Source organism: Variovorax sp. Soil_C_12, assembly GCF_057657375.1.
This window is the reverse complement of sequence record NZ_JBDGIO010000018.1, coordinates 1-14870: the sequence shown is the minus strand read 5'-3', so window position 1 is coordinate 14870 and position 14870 is coordinate 1. Positions and strand designations below refer to the sequence as shown.

17 protein-coding genes are annotated in these 14870 nt (G+C 70.6%); 8 read left to right on the top strand and 9 right to left on the bottom strand.

The window, feature by feature from the left end:
* Nucleotides 1-30: 30 nt before the first annotated feature.
* Nucleotides 31-1800, top strand: a complete 1770-nt coding sequence (locus AC3A6X_RS31330) for an ATP-binding response regulator (RefSeq protein ID WP_487845839.1) — start codon at nt 31-33, stop codon at nt 1798-1800.
* Between the two features lie 3 nt (nt 1801-1803).
* On the opposite strand, the gene AC3A6X_RS31325 is transcribed toward AC3A6X_RS31330, so the two are convergent.
* Nucleotides 1804-2007: a hypothetical protein gene (locus AC3A6X_RS31325; RefSeq protein WP_487845838.1), complete on the bottom strand. Its 204-nt coding sequence runs from the start codon at nt 2005-2007 to the stop codon at nt 1804-1806.
* Nucleotides 2008-2116: 109 nt separating this feature from the next.
* Between AC3A6X_RS31325 and AC3A6X_RS31320 the strand changes: the two genes are divergently transcribed.
* Nucleotides 2117-2932, top strand: a complete 816-nt coding sequence (locus tag AC3A6X_RS31320) for an isocitrate lyase/PEP mutase family protein (protein WP_487845837.1) — start codon at nt 2117-2119, stop codon at nt 2930-2932.
* Here AC3A6X_RS31320 and AC3A6X_RS31315 read toward each other — a convergent pair.
* A complete protein-coding gene (locus AC3A6X_RS31315; RefSeq protein ID WP_487845836.1) occupies nt 2913-3416 on the bottom strand; it encodes a LysR family transcriptional regulator in 504 nt (167 codons plus the stop codon). The two genes, AC3A6X_RS31320 and AC3A6X_RS31315, sit on opposite strands and share 20 nt — an antisense overlap.
* On the opposite strand from AC3A6X_RS31315, the gene AC3A6X_RS31310 reads away from it, so the two are divergent.
* The gene (locus tag AC3A6X_RS31310) at nt 3327-4076 is read left to right on the top strand and encodes an ABC transporter permease (RefSeq protein ID WP_487845923.1); all 750 of its coding nucleotides are present in this window, start codon (nt 3327-3329) and stop codon (nt 4074-4076) included. The two genes, AC3A6X_RS31315 and AC3A6X_RS31310, sit on opposite strands and share 90 nt — an antisense overlap.
* Before the next feature lie 111 nt (nt 4077-4187).
* Nucleotides 4188-5606 carry an amidohydrolase family protein gene (locus AC3A6X_RS31305; RefSeq protein ID WP_487845835.1) on the top strand — a complete coding sequence of 473 codons (1419 nt, stop codon included), beginning with the start codon at nt 4188-4190 and terminating at the stop codon, nt 5604-5606.
* A 42-nt stretch (nt 5607-5648) separates the two neighbouring features.
* On the opposite strand, the gene AC3A6X_RS31300 is transcribed toward AC3A6X_RS31305, so the two are convergent.
* From AC3A6X_RS31300 to apaG, 5 genes are all read right to left on the bottom strand, one after another.
* Nucleotides 5649-6566, bottom strand: coding sequence for an aspartyl/asparaginyl beta-hydroxylase domain-containing protein (locus tag AC3A6X_RS31300; RefSeq protein WP_487845834.1), 918 nt, complete (start codon nt 6564-6566; stop codon nt 5649-5651).
* 222 nt (nt 6567-6788) lie between these two features.
* Nucleotides 6789-7757, bottom strand: coding sequence for a thiamine-phosphate kinase (gene thiL, locus AC3A6X_RS31295; protein ID WP_487845833.1), 969 nt, complete (start codon nt 7755-7757; stop codon nt 6789-6791).
* Between the two features lie 16 nt (nt 7758-7773).
* Nucleotides 7774-8892, bottom strand: a complete 1119-nt coding sequence (locus tag AC3A6X_RS31290) for a YbdK family carboxylate-amine ligase (protein ID WP_106560795.1) — start codon at nt 8890-8892, stop codon at nt 7774-7776.
* A gap of 41 nt (nt 8893-8933) precedes the next feature.
* A complete protein-coding gene (locus AC3A6X_RS31285) occupies nt 8934-10202 on the bottom strand; it encodes a cation:proton antiporter (RefSeq protein WP_487845832.1) in 1269 nt (422 codons plus the stop codon).
* A 93-nt stretch (nt 10203-10295) separates the two neighbouring features.
* Entirely contained in the window at nt 10296-10691 is a 396-nt protein-coding gene (apaG, locus tag AC3A6X_RS31280; protein ID WP_106560783.1) for a Co2+/Mg2+ efflux protein ApaG, read from the bottom strand.
* 51 nt (nt 10692-10742) lie between these two features.
* Here apaG and rpe point away from each other — a divergent pair, with 51 nt between their 5' ends.
* Nucleotides 10743-11438, top strand: a complete 696-nt coding sequence (rpe, locus tag AC3A6X_RS31275) for a ribulose-phosphate 3-epimerase (protein WP_487845831.1) — start codon at nt 10743-10745, stop codon at nt 11436-11438.
* On the opposite strand, the gene AC3A6X_RS31270 is transcribed toward rpe, so the two are convergent.
* Nucleotides 11428-11682 (bottom strand): hypothetical protein, encoded by a 255-nt coding sequence (locus tag AC3A6X_RS31270; protein WP_487845830.1) that lies wholly within the window; start codon nt 11680-11682, stop codon nt 11428-11430. The genes rpe and AC3A6X_RS31270 overlap by 11 nt on opposite strands.
* 91 nt (nt 11683-11773) lie before the next feature.
* On the opposite strand from AC3A6X_RS31270, the gene AC3A6X_RS31265 reads away from it, so the two are divergent.
* From AC3A6X_RS31265 to AC3A6X_RS31255, 3 genes are all read left to right on the top strand, one after another.
* A complete protein-coding gene (locus tag AC3A6X_RS31265) occupies nt 11774-12766 on the top strand; it encodes a M14 family metallopeptidase (RefSeq protein WP_487845829.1) in 993 nt (330 codons plus the stop codon).
* Between the two features lie 84 nt (nt 12767-12850).
* Entirely contained in the window at nt 12851-13273 is a 423-nt protein-coding gene (locus tag AC3A6X_RS31260) for a hypothetical protein (protein ID WP_487845828.1), read from the top strand.
* Nucleotides 13270-13605 (top strand): hypothetical protein, encoded by a 336-nt coding sequence (locus AC3A6X_RS31255; RefSeq protein ID WP_487845827.1) that lies wholly within the window; start codon nt 13270-13272, stop codon nt 13603-13605. Before AC3A6X_RS31260 ends, AC3A6X_RS31255 begins: the two co-directional genes overlap by 4 nt.
* A 51-nt stretch (nt 13606-13656) precedes the next feature.
* Here the strand turns inward: AC3A6X_RS31255 and bamA are convergent.
* The coding region (gene bamA / locus AC3A6X_RS31250; protein ID WP_487845826.1) for an outer membrane protein assembly factor BamA at nt 13657-14870 on the bottom strand (1214 nt) is incomplete at its 5' end.

Here is a 14870-nt window from a genome sequence, read left to right as displayed (position 1 = left end):
GTGAAGGCGTCGCGCCTGCCCGAGGACCGCATGCTCGTGGAACAGCTGCGGCTGCAGCTGGGCAACATCGGCGCCTCGGTGATCCCGACCATCCTGCTGGCGCTGTTGCTGGTCTGGGTGCTCTCCAACGAATCCAACGCACTCGCGATGCGGGCCTGGGCCGGCATCATCATCCTGATCAAGCTCTACCTCGCGCGGGACGCGCGGCGGCTGCTCGCCACCGGGATCAGTCCCGCGAGCGCACGCGGGCTGCTGATGCGCAAGCTGGTGCTCAACCTCATCGACGGCGCGGCCTGGGGCTCTCTGGCCTGGGCCGCACTGGGCACCACCACGATGGCCGGCAACGTGCTGGTGCTGGCGGTGCTGGCGGGCGTTGCCGGCAGCTCCATGTCTTCGCTGGCACCGATCTTTCCGGCATTCATCGTGTTCGGCGCCACCGAGCTGATCGTGCTCGGCGCCAAGCTGTGGACGATGGGCGACCCGGCCTACGACGCCCTCGGGGTGGCCGCGATCATCTACAGCGCGGCCCTGGTGGGGCAGGCGCGCAACGGCTCGCGCGCGGCGCGCCGGGCCATCGGGCTGCGCTTCGAGAACCACGAGCTGATCGAGCGCCTGCGCATCGAGACCGAGCATGCGCAGGCCGCGCACCGCGCGGCCGAGGAGGCCAACCTCGCCAAGTCCCGCTTCCTCGCCGCCGCCAGCCACGACCTGCGCCAGCCGATCCACGCGCAGGGCCTGTTCCTCGAGGTGCTGGCGCGCAGCAAGCTCTCGGCCGACCAGTACGACGCGCTGGCCAACGCGCGCGCCACCTGGCAGGCCTCGGCCGAGATGCTCGACACGCTGCTGGACTTCTCGCGCATCGAGGCCGGCGTGGTCGAGCCGCAGATGCAGGTCTTCCCGCTGCAGCCCCTGCTCAACAAGATCGAGAACGAGCTGGCGCCGCAGGCCGATGCGAAGGGCATCGTCTACCGCTCGCGCGAGACCCACGCGGCGGTGCGCTCCGATCCGGCGCTGGTGGCGCTGATCCTGCGCAACCTGGTGTCGAACGCAATCCGCTACACCGAGCAGGGCGGCGTGCTGGTGGCCTGCCGCGCGCGCGGCGAGCAGATGCTGATCGAGGTGTGGGACACCGGCATCGGCATCGAACCCGCGCAGCACCAGGCGATCTTTCGCGAGTTCCACCAGTTGGGCAACGCCGAGCGCGACCGCCGCAAGGGCCTGGGCCTGGGCCTGGCCATCGCCCAGGGCCTGGCACGGGCGCTGGGGCAGCCGCTCTCGCTGGTGTCGACGCCGGGTCGCGGCAGCGTCTTCCGGCTGGCCTTGCCTGCGGCGCGCGCCGGGGTGGTGGCCGAAGGCGCCTCCGAAGCGATGCCGGGCCCGGCGCGCGTGTTCGACCTGCGCGTTCTGGTGATCGACGACGACGAATCCGTGCGCACCGGCATGCGCCAGCTGCTCGGCGCCTGGGGCTGCGTCTGCGACGTGGCCGACTCCATCGAGGAAGCGCAGGCCCTGGCGCGTGCGCACCGCCCGGGCCTGGTGATCAGCGACTACCGGCTGCGGGAGCTGCGCACCGGCGCCGAAGCCATCGCGGCCTTGCGCGCGGAGTTCGGCGCGGACCTGCCGGCACTGCTGATCACCGGCGACACCGCGCCGCAGCGGCTGCGCGAGGCGCGCGCGACCGGCGTGCCGCTGCTGCACAAGCCGGTGCTGCCCAGCCAGCTCTACCGCGCGATGAGCGCGGTGCTGATGGGGCGCGAGCTCGATTCCTCTTTCGCGGGGCTCGAAATGCGCCGGGCCTGAGCCTCACTCGCAGCGAAACAGCACGCCCTGCTCCGCCGGCGCCTTCCCCAGCATCCGCGCGGTCAACCCCTTCTCCCGGCAATGGTCGCCGGCCTGCACATAGGTCGTGGCGCGCAGCGTGCCGTCGCGCAGCGGGACGACCTCGTTGGGCGGCACCCCGCAGCCGGCGACGAGCAAAGCGATGGAGAGGGATGCGAGCCAGTTCATGCGGGTATTCTGCAGTAGTTCCGCGGGCCCGCCGCCGCCGCGCGGCTCTATAACCCGGGGTGGACCTTCATCCGAAGCCGACCACCCCTCCTCTCAAGCCGAGGTGCCCATGACCCGTACCATCGCCGAAAAGCGCGCCCTCTTCCGCCAGCTCCACGCCGAGGGCTGCTTCGTGCTGCCCAACCCCTGGGACCTGGGCAGCGCACGATTCCTGCAAAGCCTGGGCTTCCAGGCGCTGGCCACGACCAGCTCCGGCTTCGCCTGGTCGCGCGGCCATGCCGACGGCGCCCTCTCGCGCGCTGAGATCCTGGCCCACCTGCGCGAGCTGGTCGCTGCCACCGAACTGCCCGTGAACGCGGACTTCGAGAGCGGCTTCGCGGCCGATCCGCAAGGCGTCGCGCAGAGCGTGCGCATGGCCATCGACACCGGCGTCGCAGGGCTGTCTATCGAGGACTCGACCGGCGATGCGGACCATCCGCTGTACAACATCGACGTGGCGGTGGCGCGCCTGCGCGCCGCGCGCGCGGCCATCGACCAGGAGGGCGGCGAAACGCTGCTGGTCGGCCGGGCGGAGAACTTCTTCCAGGGGCGGCCCGATCTCGAGGACACCATCGCCCGGCTCAAGGCCTATGCGGAGGCCGGCGCCGACTGCCTCTACGCCCCGGGCATCCGCACCCGCGCGCAGATCGAGGCGGTGGTCGCCGCGGTGGCGCCCAAGCCGGTCAACCTGCTGGTCGGCACCACCAGCGAGTTCACGCTGCAGGACATCGCCGCGCTGGGCGTGCGGCGCGTCAGCGTCGGCGGCGCGCTGGCGCGCGCGGCCTGGGGCGGCTTCATGCGCGCGGCCCGAACGCTGCAGGAAGGGCGCTTCGACGGCTTCGCCGAAGCCGCCTCGGGCGTGGAGCTCAACGGCCTGATGCGCTGATCCGTTCAGCGCCGGGCCGCGCGGCCGCTCGGGTTCGACGCGGTGCGCCGTGCGCACGGGGTTGCCCTTGCGCGGCCCGATCAGCGGCTCGGCGAGCAGGTCGCGCCAGGCCAGCTCCCGCCTCGCAGCCAGCGGATGGCCCTCCGGCAGCACCGCGAAGAAGCTCTCGTATCACGCGCGGCAGCACCATCGCGGCCTGGACGGAAGACGCGGCGATCGAGACCCGCCCGCGCCCCAGCGTCTTGAGCTCGGCCGAGCTGCCGACCACCGCGTCCAGGTCGGCCAGGGTCTTGCGCGCGAGCGGCAGGATCTCGGCGCCGGCCTCGGTCAACCGCAGCATGCGGGTGTGCCTATCGAACAGGCGCAGGCCCAGCACATCCTCCAGCTCGCGCAGCTGCGTGCTGACGCTGGACTGCGGCAGCCCCAGCGCTTCACCCGCGCGCGTGAAGCTGAGGGCCTCGGCGACCGCGACGAAAACACGCAACTGGCGCAGGCTGATCTGGCGATCTTCGGCGTCGGCCTGGCGGCCTTCTTCGGCAAGTCCTACGAGTCCGCGCCGCTGCCCGCCGTAACGCCGCTGCGCATCCCGGGGCTGGCCGACCTGCCGCTCATCGGCCCGGCGCTGTTCAACCAGCAGGCGCTGGTGTACGTGTCGTGGGGGCTGGTCGCGGGCACGGCCTGGTTCCTCGACCGCAGCCGTGCCGGGCTGGTGCTGCGCGCGGTGGGCGAGTCGCCTTCCGCGGCGCATGCGGTGGGCTATCCGGTGATCGCCATCCGCTATGCGGCGGTGGCCTTCGGCGGCGCGATGGCGGGGCTGGGCGGGGCCTTCCTCTCGGTGTTCTACACGCCGCTGTGGTCCGAAGGCATGGTGGCCGGGCGCGGCTGGATCGCGCTGGCGCTGGTGGTCTTCGCCACCTGGCGGCCGCTGCGCGTGATGCTGGGCGCCTACCTCTTCGGCGGCGTCATGGTGTCGCAGCTGTTCGTGCAGGGGGCCGGGCTGCGCATCGAGATACCGGCGCAGCTGCTGTCGGCCCTGCCCTACCTCGCAACCATCGGCGTGCTGGTGCTGATCTCGCGCAACCCGGCCACGATCCGGCTGATTTCACCGGCCTCCCTGGGCCGGGCCTTTCGGCCCGACCGCTGACGCTTCTTCCACAACCACGACGGAGACACGACGACATGACCCAAGGACTCTCGCGCACGCGCCGCAAGGCCGGCCGCTTCGCTTTCGCCGCCCGGAGGCTAAAGTACTCCAATGACTTCGCGCTTCCTCATCCGGCACGCGCACGCCGTCTTCACCGGACTGCGCGGCGCCCAGGCGCGCAGCGACGCCACCGACCTGCGCATCGCCGATGGCCTCATCACCGAGATGGGCCGCGGCCTGCCCGCGCAGGAAGGCGAGCGCGTGCTGGACGCGAACGATTGCGTGGTCTATCCGGGCTGGGTCAACACCCATCACCACCTGTTCCAGTCGCTGCTCAAGGGCGTGCCGGCCGGCATCGACGCCACGCTCAGCCCCTGGCTGCAGGCCGTGCCTTTCGCCTTCCGGCGCGGCTTCGACGAACAGCGGCTGCGGGTGGCCGCACGCATCGGCCTGGTGGAGCTGCTGCGCTCGGGCTGCACGACGGTGGCGGACCACCACTACCTGTTCCAACCCGGCGCGGACCACGATGCGGCCGCGCTGCTGTTCGAGGAGGCAGAAGCGCTGCGCATTCGCTTCATGCTGCTGCGCGGCGGCGCCACCGTCACGCGCCAGCTCGAGGACAGCGAGCGCCTGCACCAGGCGCCCGAGACGCTGGACCAGATGCTGGCCGCCGTCGAGCAAACGGCGGCGCGCTTCCACCAGCGCGGGCCCGGCGCGCGCCGGCGCGTGGCGATGGCGCCCACCTCGGTGCACGTCTCGCTGCCGCGCGAGCAGCTCAAGGTGGTGGCACGCGCCGCCCGAGAACTCGGCCTGCCGCTGCACAGCCACATGTCGGAGTCGGTGGCATACATCGAGTACTGCCGCGAGGTGCACGGATGCCTGCCCATCGAGTACCTGGCGGACAACGAATGGCTGGGCCGCGATGTCTGGCTCGCGCACCTGGTGCACTTGTCGCCTGGCGAGATGAAGCTGCTCGGCGACAGCGGCACCGGCATTGCGCACTGCCCGCAGAGCAATGCGCGGCTGGCCGACGGAATCGCCCCGGCGCCGGCGCTGGAGCGCCTGGGCGTGCCGGTCTCGATCGGGGTGGACGGCGCGGCCTCGAACGAAGCGGCCGACATGATCAGCGAACTGCACTTCGCCTGGCTGGTGCATCGCGCGCAGGCCGGGGCGTTGTCGCGGCCGCGCCCGGAAGGCGAAGGCGAGGCCGGCGGCGACGCGGTGACGGTGGAGCAGCTCGTGCACTGGGCCACGGCCGGCGGCGCCGGCGTGCTCGGCTTCGAGGGCGTGGGCACGCTGCAGGTCGGCCAGGCGGCCGACCTCGCCGTCTTCGACCTGGACGACCCGCGCTACTTCGGCCTGCACGATCCGGGCGTCGGCCCCATCGTGAGTGGCGGCCGGCCGCGCCTGCGCTGGGCCTTGTGCGGCGGCGAAGTCGTGGTGGAGGACGACAGCATCCCGGGGCTGGATCTCGAGCGGCTGCGCGCGCAGGCCGGCGAGGAGGTGCGAGCGCTGATGCGCGCCGGGTGAGCGGGGGCTGTGCGTCGGCGACGCTGCGCGGCGCTCAGAAGCTCAGAAGAAGAGCCAGTAGAACAGCCCGCCGAAGATCGCCCACTTGACCAGGTAGTAGCTGGGCTTGTTCCAGGCCTTCAGCCGCTTGCCCAGCACGCGGATCTTGTAGACCTGTGCGAAGGCCTTGTTCAGCCCGCCGATCGGCTCGCCCTCTTCGTTCTGCGTGGCGGCGGCCTTGATCATGCGCCAGCCGATCTCGCGGTTGATCCAGCGCGCGATCGGGTTGTTGAGCGGGCGCTCGATGTCGCAGAACAGGATGAGCCGGGTCTCGTCGGTGAGGTTCTCGGCGTGGTGGATGTAGGTCTCGTCGAACATCACCGCCTCGCCGTCCTTCCAGTAGTAGGACTGGCCGTCGACGAAGATGCGGCAGCTCGGCGCATCCTGCGGCACCCTCAGGCCCAGGTGGTAGCGCAGCGATCCGGCGAAGGGGTCGCGGTGCCGCACCAGCGTGCTGCCCGGCGGCAGGATGGCGAACATCGCCGCACGCACGGAGGGAATGCCGGCCAGCAGGTCGGTGGTCTTCGGGCACAGGCCCTTGGCCGAGGGCAGGAAGTCGCCGTACCAGTTGAGATAGAAGCGCTTCCAGCCGGTGCGGAAGAAGGAGTTGAAGCCGATGTCGGTATAGCCCGCGGCCGCCTTGATGTGACCCTCGTCGAACAGCGCCAGGCCTTCGTCGCGGATGGTCTGCCAGTTCTGTTCGAGCACCTGGAGCTCCGGGAACTGCTTCACGTCGATGTAGGGCTTGGAGGGCACCGACGAGAACCAGTACATCAGCACGTTGAGCGGCGCGAGGAAGGTCGAGTGGTCGCTCAACTGCCGGCCGAGCCGGTGCCGCACTTGGCCGCGGAAATGCACGTAGAGGCCGGAGGCCAGGAAGACCAGGGGGATCAGGAGCTTGTAGGACAGGAAGCTGGACATCGATGCGGGCGGGACCGGGGGGTCGTCGCCGGGATGGAGCGAAGGCTGGAATTGTCCCTGAATCTCGCACGAGGCGCAGCCTGGGCCGGGACCCTCGCACACCCCCAAGCCCGGCATGCGGTGCGGGTCGGGCGAGCTTCCAACGACAGGCCCTTCGCGCTTCCGGTTTCAAACTCGACCGCCCGCCGCTGGGCTTGCTTCGTGCCCGTCCCGGCCAGCAAGCTAAGCCCTGGCCTGGAAATGATCGAAGGCCGCGAACTGCTGTGCGACCGGCCCGCCCTGGGCATCGACGATGCGCAACCCGGGCGCCGCCTCGATGCGGCCGATGCGCGCAACCGCTGTCGCACTCTGCCGTCCCGCCTCGAGCACGGCGGCCGCGGCGGCGGGCGGCGCGCTGAAGAGCAACTCGTAGTCGTCGCCGCCCGCCAGCGCGCAGGTGCGGCGCAGCGCCGGGTCCAGCGCGGCCGCGGCGGGGATGCCGATCAGGGCGCAAGCGGCGTCGGCATCCACCGTCGCGCCCACGCCGCTGGCGGCGAGGATGTGCCCGAGGTCGCCGACCAGCCCGTCGCTCAGGTCGACCGCGGCGCTGGCGATGCCGCGCAGCGCCTGGCCCAGCGCGACGCGCGGCTCGGGCTGCTCCATGCGCCGGCGCGCCTGTTCGAAGGCCTCGGGCGGCAGCGCCAGGGTGCCGCGAAAGACCTCCAGTGCCAGCCGTGCATCGCCCAGCGTGCCGCTGGCCCAGAGCTCGTCGCCCGGCTTCGCGCCGGAACGCAGCAGCGCCGCGCCGGCCGGCACCTCGCCGAACACGGTGACGCAGAGGTTGAGCGGCCCGCGCGTGGTGTCGCCGCCGACCAGCTCGCAGCCATGCGCATCGGCCAGCGCGAACAGGCCGCGCGAGAAGGCCTCGAGCCAGGCCTCGTCGACCGCCGGCAGCGCCAGCGCGAGGGTGAAGGCCAGGGGCTTCGCGCCGCAGGCCGCCAGGTCGCTCAGGTTGACCGCGAGCGCCTTGTGCCCCAGGCGCGCGGGGTCGACGGTGGAGAGGAAATGACGGCCCTCGACCAGCATGTCGGTGGACACGGCGAGCTGCATGCCCGCCGCCGGTGCGAGGAGCGCACAGTCGTCGCCCACGCCCAGCGGGGAGCGCTGCGCGGGACGCTTGAAGTAGCGCTCGATGAGGTCGAACTCGCCCATCGTCGTCCTCGGCCTCTCAGCCGTTGCGGAAGCGCATGGCCGCCTGCCGCACCACCTCGGCCAGCAGCCGCTCCTTGGCCTGGCGCTCGCGCAGCCAGCGCGCGTCGTTGCGGTTCGCCTCCACGCTGGTGCGCAGCTGGCCCAGGGCCTGGGTGGCGTCCAGCGCCTCGCTGTGCCATTCGAGTTGGGTCATCGTCATGAGGATGTGGTCGCGCAGCGGCATGTGGCTGCCGGTGGCCGGGTCGACGTAGAGCGCGTCCAGGCCGAAGCGGCAGGCCTGGAAGCGGTTGTAGGTGTAGACCAGGTAGTCGTCCTCGGTCGGCGTGAAAGGCTGCTCCTGCAGGAACCAGGCCGCGAGCGACTGCACGTAGCCGGCCAGCGCCGCGGCGCGCTCCACCGTGAGCGGCGTGTCGAACACGCGGATCTCGATGGTGCCGTACTCGGGCTTGGGCCGGATGTCCCAGTAGAAGTCCTTCATGCTGCGCACGACGCCGGTGCGGGTCATGCGCTCGAAGTAGTTGCCGAACTCCTTCCAGGACAGCGTGAAGGGCGCGCGGCCCGACAAGGGGAACGCGAACACTGAGTTGAGCCGCGCCGAGTCGAACTGCGTGTCCTGTCCCTGCACGAAGGGCGAGGAGGCCGACAGCGCGATGAAGTGCGGGATGTAGCGCGACATGCGGTGCAGCATCAGCAGGGCACCGTCGGCATCGGGGCAGCCGATGTGCACGTGCTGGCCGAAGATGGTGAACTGCTTCGACAGGTAGCCGTAGAGCTCCGACAGCTCGCGAAAGCGCGGCTTGTCGTAGATGCGGCGCTCGTGCCACTGCTGGAAGGCATGCGTGCCGCCGCCCACCACCGCGATGTTGAGCTTGTCGGCATTCTTCACCAGCGCGTCGCGAATGGGCGTGAGCTGCGCCACCACGTCCTTGGCCGAGTGGCAGATGTCGGTCGAGATCTCGATCATGCTCGAGGTCATCTCCGGCACCACGCTGCCGGGCAGCGGGGTCTGGGCCATCAGGCGCAGCATGTCCTCGGCATAGGGCGCGAGGTCGTAGTCGTGGGTGTTGACCAGCTGCAGCTCGAGCTCGACGCCCAGCGACAAGGCGACCGACTTGTTGAAGGGCTCCAGCGGCAGCACGCGGCTCTCGGGGGAGTCGGGCGGGCCCAGCGCTGCGCTCATCGCTGCGTCTCCTCCGTGATGCTGAAGGCCTCGGGCATCCAGGGCCTGGAGCTCTCGCCGGCGCCATGGATGGCGACGGTGGCGAGCACTGCGCCCAGCACCTCCATCAGCAAGATCGCGGGCAGGGCGATCTGCGTGATCATCGCGCCCAGCAGCGGCGAGGCGGTGACGAAGCCGGAGGTGATCAGCAGCGCGATGGAGGACAGCGGCGCCATCGCGCAGCCCACCCACAGGGCCTGGCGCCAGCTCGCGCCGCTGCCCGGGTTGGCGATCGCCACGCCGGCGATCTTGGCCACCGTGCGCACGCCGATCACGGCCAGCACCACGCTGGCGATGGGCAGGCTCCAGTCGGCCTGGGCCGCCACCACCGACACCAGCACGAACATCAGCATGGTGAGCAGCGAGGCGGCGGTGCCCAGCTGACGCGGCCAGACCCAGGGCTTGGGATGCAGGGCCTTGAGCAGCACGCCGCCGATCAGCGCCGCCAGCGGAGCCGAGCCGCCCAGGTGCGCGGCCAGCGCGGCGCCGGCCGCGATGATCGCGAGCAGCAGGATCGAGGTGTTCTCGCTGGTCGGGCTCATCACGCGCAGCGCCGAGCGCAGCGACAGCGCCATCAGCGCGCCCACCACGAAGGACAGTCCCAGCACCACCGCCACCGGATAGAGCTTCTGGAACAGGCCCAGCGGCGCATGCTCGATCAGCCCGGCCTGCGCATAGCCGAGGGTCAGCGCATAGAAGGTGTTGAGCGTGGCCAGCGTCAGCGCCCGCTCGGTCACCGGGCCGGAGCCGCGGGTGTCGATCACCACCCGGCTCAGGACCGCCGGCGAGGCCACGATGGCCATCAGCGCGATCGGGTTGGCCACCGGGTCGGGCACGTCCATCCAGTGCAGCACCCAGAACACGAAGAAGTAGGTCAGCGTGGCTTCCAGCAGGCTCTGCACCAGCACCATCGGGTTGTGGCGGAACCAGCGCAGCGGCAGCCGGCCGCCGGCCTCGAACAGCACGATGGCCACGCCGAGCTCGAGCAGGAACAGGCTGATGCCCTGCAGCGGCCACATCACGCCTTCGAAGCCCGCCAGACCGACCATGGTGCCGACCATCGAGTAGCCGACCACCTTGGGCATGCCCGCATAGCGTTGCACGAGGTGGCCGGCCGCGGCGGCGGCGGCCAGCAGCAGCGACCACAACACGGTGGGCAGGCCCGCCGAGGGCCGCAGCCACTCGGACCAGAAGCCCAGCAGGTCGTTGGTTATGAAAGAACTCATCAGGCCAATCTGTTAGGGGCGCGAGCGCCGGGCAGGCATCGCGCGTCGAGCAGAGCGCACAGGGCGTTCATGGCTCGGGGAAGAAGGTTGCGTTCAGTGCAGCACGCGCGAGACGGGCGCGCCGCCCGTGTCGGCTTCCAGCACGAACATGGGAATCGCGACGTCGAAGCGTTCGCCGCGCTCGGTCACGAAGAAGTAGCTCCCATGCATGGTACCGCTGGGCGCCTGCAGCCGGCATCCGCTGGTGTAGCGGAAGGACTGCCCGGGCGCCAGCAGCGGCTGCTGGCCGATCACGCCGAGGCCCTTGACCTCCTGCGTCTGTCCGCTTGCATCGTTGATGAGCCAGTGCCGCGCGATCAACTGCGCCGCCACGCGCCCCGTGTTGGTCACGGTGATCGTGTAAGCGAAGGTGTAGACCCGGTCTTCGGGAGAAGACTGGTCCGGCAGGTAGCGCGGCTCCACCTGGATGTTGATCGGAGGGCTGGACATCGGCGCGATGTTAACAATTGGTGGAGGAACAGCCTGCGACAATTCGCCCCCATGACCAGCAGCAGCACCTTTCGCATCGCCCCTTCCATCCTTTCGGCCGATTTCGCGCGCCTCGGCGCCGAAGTGAGCGATGTGATCGCCGCCGGTGCCGACTGGATTCATTTCGACGTCATGGACAACCATTACGTGCCGAACCTCACCTTCGGCCCCATGGTGTGCCAGGCGCTCAAGCCGCACGCGAAGACGGCCGGCGGCACGCCGGTGCCGATCGACGTGCACCTGATGATCGAGCCGGTGGACGCGCTGGCCGCCGCCTTCGCGCAGGCGGGCGCCGACTACATCAGCTTCCACCCCGATGCCTCGCCTCATACGCACCGCAGCATCCAGGCCATCAAGGCGGCCGGCTGCAAGGCGGGGCTGGTGTTCAACCCGGGCGCCGGGCTGGAGCCGCTGGATTGGGCGATCGACGACATCGACCTGATCCTCATCATGAGCGTGAACCCGGGCTTCGGCGGCCAGAGCTTCATCGACTCGGCCCTGCGCAAGATCGAGCTCGCCCGCAAGCGCATCGAGGCCAGCGGGCGCGACATCCGCCTGGAGGTCGACGGCGGCATCAAGACCGACAACATCGCGCGCGTGGCCGGCGCCGGCGCGGACACCTTTGTGGCCGGCAGCGCGATATTCAATGCGAAGAGTTACGCGGGCGTGATCGCCGAGATGCGCGCGCAGCTCAAGGCTAGCGCCTGACCTTCTCGTTGTAGACCCGGTCGGCCTCCGGGCCGCGGTCGGTGTCGACCACGCCGCGCTCCACGTCTTCCATGCCCTTGCGGCCCAGCTCGGAGGAACCGCCCTGGTTCTGCTGGCTGTCCGAGGACTGGTCGCGCTCGTGCGGAAGGCGCGGCGCCGATTCGCCGCCCTGCTCGACCTTGGTCTTGCCGCCGCCGGCGTCCTTCAGCGGGTCGGTCTTCGCGGGCGCCTTCTTGCTGGCCATTGCTTGCTCCTTGGTCATTTCTCCTTGTGGCACGGCATCGCGGAAAGCCCGGTAGGACCGCCATGCGCCGCCCTGTAGGATCAGCGGCGAGATGAGCGAGCAACAGCCCCACGTCCCCGACCTTCTTCGCATTCACGGATTCACTTCCCTCGAGCCCGGGCCGAGGCTGATCGTCCTGGGCGGCGTACACGGCGACGAGACCTGCGGCACGGCAGGCATCGAGCGCATCCTGGCCGAACTGGACAGCGGCGCGCTGCAGCTGCTGCGCGGCCAGCTCACCCTGGTGCCGGTGGCCAACCCGCTGGCGCGCCGCCTCATGCGGCGCGAAGGCGAGCGCAACCTCAACCGCCTGTTCAAGCCCACGCCGGCGGGCGAGGCGCCGGCCGACTACGAGGCCCGCATCACCGACCTGCTGTGCCCGCTGCTGGAGCGCCACGACGTGCTGCTGGACCTGCACTCCTTCCAGAGCGCGGGCGAGGCCTTCGCGATGATCGGCCCGCGCGACAACGCCGGCACGCTCGAACCCTTCGCGCGCGCGTTCGAGGAAGGGCTGCTCGCGCTGCACATGGGCACGCCGCGCGTGGTCGAGGGCTGGCTCGACATCTACGCGGCCGGCCTGGCGCAGCGTGCCGGCGGCCAGCCGGCCGACGAGGCCGCGCTGGCCTTCGGCTGGGGCACCAACGAATACATGCGCAGCCGCGGCGGCTACGGCGTCACGCTCGAATGCGGCCAGCACCAGGACCCGGCCGCGCCCGAGGTCGCGCACCGCGCCATCCATGCGGCGTTGCGCCTGCTGGGCATGGTCGCGCCGGATCCGCAGGCCGGGCCGCCGGCGGCGCCTTCGCTGCTGCGGCTGGTCAGCGTGACGGATCGCGACAGCGAAGAGGACCAGTTCGTGCGCGAGTGGGCCACCTTCGACGCGGTGGCGAAGGGGGAGCCCATCGGCGTGCGCGCCGACGGCAGGGTGCTGGCGGCCGAGCGCGACGGCTTCATCGTGTTCCCGAACGCGGAGGCGCTGCCCGGCGCCGAGTGGTTCTATTTCGCCATCGAGAGCGAGCGCGACCTGCGCCGGCCCGGCGCCTGAAGCGCGGCGCCGCGACCGGCGCGTTCCCAGATTCCTCCGTATTTGCCGGCCAGCATCGGGCCATCATCTTCGGAGGTCTTCTTCATGGAACTCTCGCCTGCCGTCGTTCTCGGGCTCGGCCTGAGCTTTTCTCTCGTCGCGCTGCCGCGCGCGCTTGCGGCACGCCGGCCGCGCCCCGCCGGCCCCGCCCTCCCGGAGGACACCGAGCCCGTCGAGCGCCGCTGGCTCGACCTTCGCGCGCCGCTCGAGGAGATGTCCCGTTCCTGCGGCACGATGCTGCGCGCAGCCGGCATCGAGCTCGAGCACCGGCTGCCCGACCTCGCGCTCGGCGTGTGGGCGGACCCGGGCGAGCTGCGGCAGGCCTTCTCGCACATCGTCCGCCTCGCCTGCGACGCCATGCCCTCGGCGCCGGGCGGGATGGGGCTCACACTGCGCATGCCCCTGGCCGCTGCCGGCGACATCCACCAAGCCGCGCCGGCCGCCGTGAATCGGGGGACGCTGTCATGAGTGGCGGCAAGCTGCATCAGCCGGCTTTTGCGCTCGGCCCGGCGGTGGAGGAGTTGCCCGATGCGGACAGCCTCCTGGAGGCCGCGCTGCCCTGGATCGCGGGCTTGTGCTCCATCGCTGCGATCGTGCTGGCGAGCTGGGACGGGGGCGGCTGCGAGGCCGATGACCCGGCAGCGCCGAGCGCGGCGGCCGCCACGCTGGCGCCCATCCTGGCGAGCGGGCGGCCTGCGGCGGCGCCCAACGATGGGCGTGCCGTGGCGAATTCGCTGGCGCAAGGGGAAGCGCGCGGCATCGGCGGCTGCAGGCGCAGGGCTCATCTCGCCGAGGGGTGACGCGAGGGGCTTGGCGAGGGCCTGTTGACAGGCCCCCTCGCCCCCTCGTCCTCAGAACGAAGTCCCGATCTGGAACTGCACCCGCTGGATCCGGTCCGCGGCGATGCCGTGGGCGTCGTCCTGCTTCTGGTAGGTGATCGGCACCGCATAGGCCAGGCGCAGCGGCCCGAGCGGCGAGATCCAGCTGATCCCGACGCCCGCCGACGTGCGAATCCTGTTCTGCGCGCGCCACTGCGCATCCGTCAGGCCGCTCGTGCGTTCGGCGAAGACGTTGCCCGCATCGAAGAAGCCGTAGAGCCGCAGCGTCTTGTCGTTGCCCGCGCCCGGAAAGGGCGTGCTGAACTCCATGTTGAAGATGGCCTTGCGCGTGCCGCCGAGCGCGCCCGCCGTGACCGCGTCGCGCGGCCCGAGGGAGTTCTGCTCGAAGCCGCGGATCGAACCCAGCCCGCCCGCATAGAAGTTCTTGAAGATCGGAAAGCTCGTGTCGCCCAGCGCCCGGGCGTAGCCCAGCTGGCCGTTGATCGCCAGCGTGTACTGCTTCGACAGCGGGAAGTACTGCTGGTACTGGTAGCCGCTCTTCATGTAGCGCAAGTCCTTGCCCACGCCCAGCTCGACGTTTGCGCTCTGCAGCCGCCCGCGCGTCGGCACCAGCGCGCTGTCGCGGTCGTCGCGCGACCAGCCGATGGTGAAGGGCACGGCGAAGCGGCTGTTGTTCGCGCAGGTGACGCTCGGCGCCGTGCCCGTGCATTCGAAGTAGTCGAGGTAGGCCTGTGGCGTGGCCGTGTAGACATAGCTGCCGTCCACCAGCGTGTAGCTGCCGTTGCTGCCCGGCGTGAAGACATAGCGCTCCAGCCCCGCGCCGAAATACACCGTGTCCAGCTCGCCGAAGGGCACGCCGAACTTGACCGATCCGCCCTCGCTGACCAGCTTGTAGTTGCCGTCGGCCTCGTAGTAGGGGCGCGTCGCGGTGTGGAAGACGTTCAGCGTGCGGGAGATCCCGCCCTTCGTGAAGTAGGGGTCCGTCGCCGTGAGGGAGATGGTCTTGTTGTAGGAACTGGTGTTGACCTGCAGCCCGAGGTAGTTGCCGGAGCCGAACACGTTTTCCTGCGTGATGCCGAAGCTCAGCGAGATCTTGTCGGTGCTCGAGTAGCCCGCGCCGAGCTGGAGGCTGCCGGTGGGCTTCTCCGTCACGTTGATCGCGAGGTCCACCTGGTCCGGCGAGCCCGGCACTTCCTGCGTCTCCACATTCACTTCGGTGAAGAAGC

What these genes read in the sequence shown, in the direction of transcription:
- AC3A6X_RS31330 (WP_487845839.1), top strand. Translation starts at nt 31, where the DNA reads ATGCTCGTGGAACAGCTGCGGCTGCAGCTGGGCAACATCGGCGCCTCG.
- AC3A6X_RS31325 (WP_487845838.1), bottom strand. Translation starts at nt 2,007, where the DNA reads ATGAACTGGCTCGCATCCCTCTCCATCGCTTTGCTCGTCGCCGGCTGC.
- AC3A6X_RS31320 (WP_487845837.1), top strand. Translation starts at nt 2,117, where the DNA reads ATGACCCGTACCATCGCCGAAAAGCGCGCCCTCTTCCGCCAGCTCCAC.
- AC3A6X_RS31305 (WP_487845835.1), top strand. Translation starts at nt 4,188, where the DNA reads ATGACTTCGCGCTTCCTCATCCGGCACGCGCACGCCGTCTTCACCGGA.
- AC3A6X_RS31300 (WP_487845834.1), bottom strand. Translation starts at nt 6,566, where the DNA reads ATGTCCAGCTTCCTGTCCTACAAGCTCCTGATCCCCCTGGTCTTCCTG.
- thiL (WP_487845833.1), bottom strand. Translation starts at nt 7,757, where the DNA reads ATGGGCGAGTTCGACCTCATCGAGCGCTACTTCAAGCGTCCCGCGCAG.
- AC3A6X_RS31285 (WP_487845832.1), bottom strand. Translation starts at nt 10,202, where the DNA reads ATGAGTTCTTTCATAACCAACGACCTGCTGGGCTTCTGGTCCGAGTGG.
- apaG (WP_106560783.1), bottom strand. Translation starts at nt 10,691, where the DNA reads ATGTCCAGCCCTCCGATCAACATCCAGGTGGAGCCGCGCTACCTGCCG.
- rpe (WP_487845831.1), top strand. Translation starts at nt 10,743, where the DNA reads ATGACCAGCAGCAGCACCTTTCGCATCGCCCCTTCCATCCTTTCGGCC.
- AC3A6X_RS31270 (WP_487845830.1), bottom strand. Translation starts at nt 11,682, where the DNA reads ATGGCCAGCAAGAAGGCGCCCGCGAAGACCGACCCGCTGAAGGACGCC.
- AC3A6X_RS31265 (WP_487845829.1), top strand. Translation starts at nt 11,774, where the DNA reads ATGAGCGAGCAACAGCCCCACGTCCCCGACCTTCTTCGCATTCACGGA.
- AC3A6X_RS31260 (WP_487845828.1), top strand. Translation starts at nt 12,851, where the DNA reads ATGGAACTCTCGCCTGCCGTCGTTCTCGGGCTCGGCCTGAGCTTTTCT.
- AC3A6X_RS31255 (WP_487845827.1), top strand. Translation starts at nt 13,270, where the DNA reads ATGAGTGGCGGCAAGCTGCATCAGCCGGCTTTTGCGCTCGGCCCGGCG.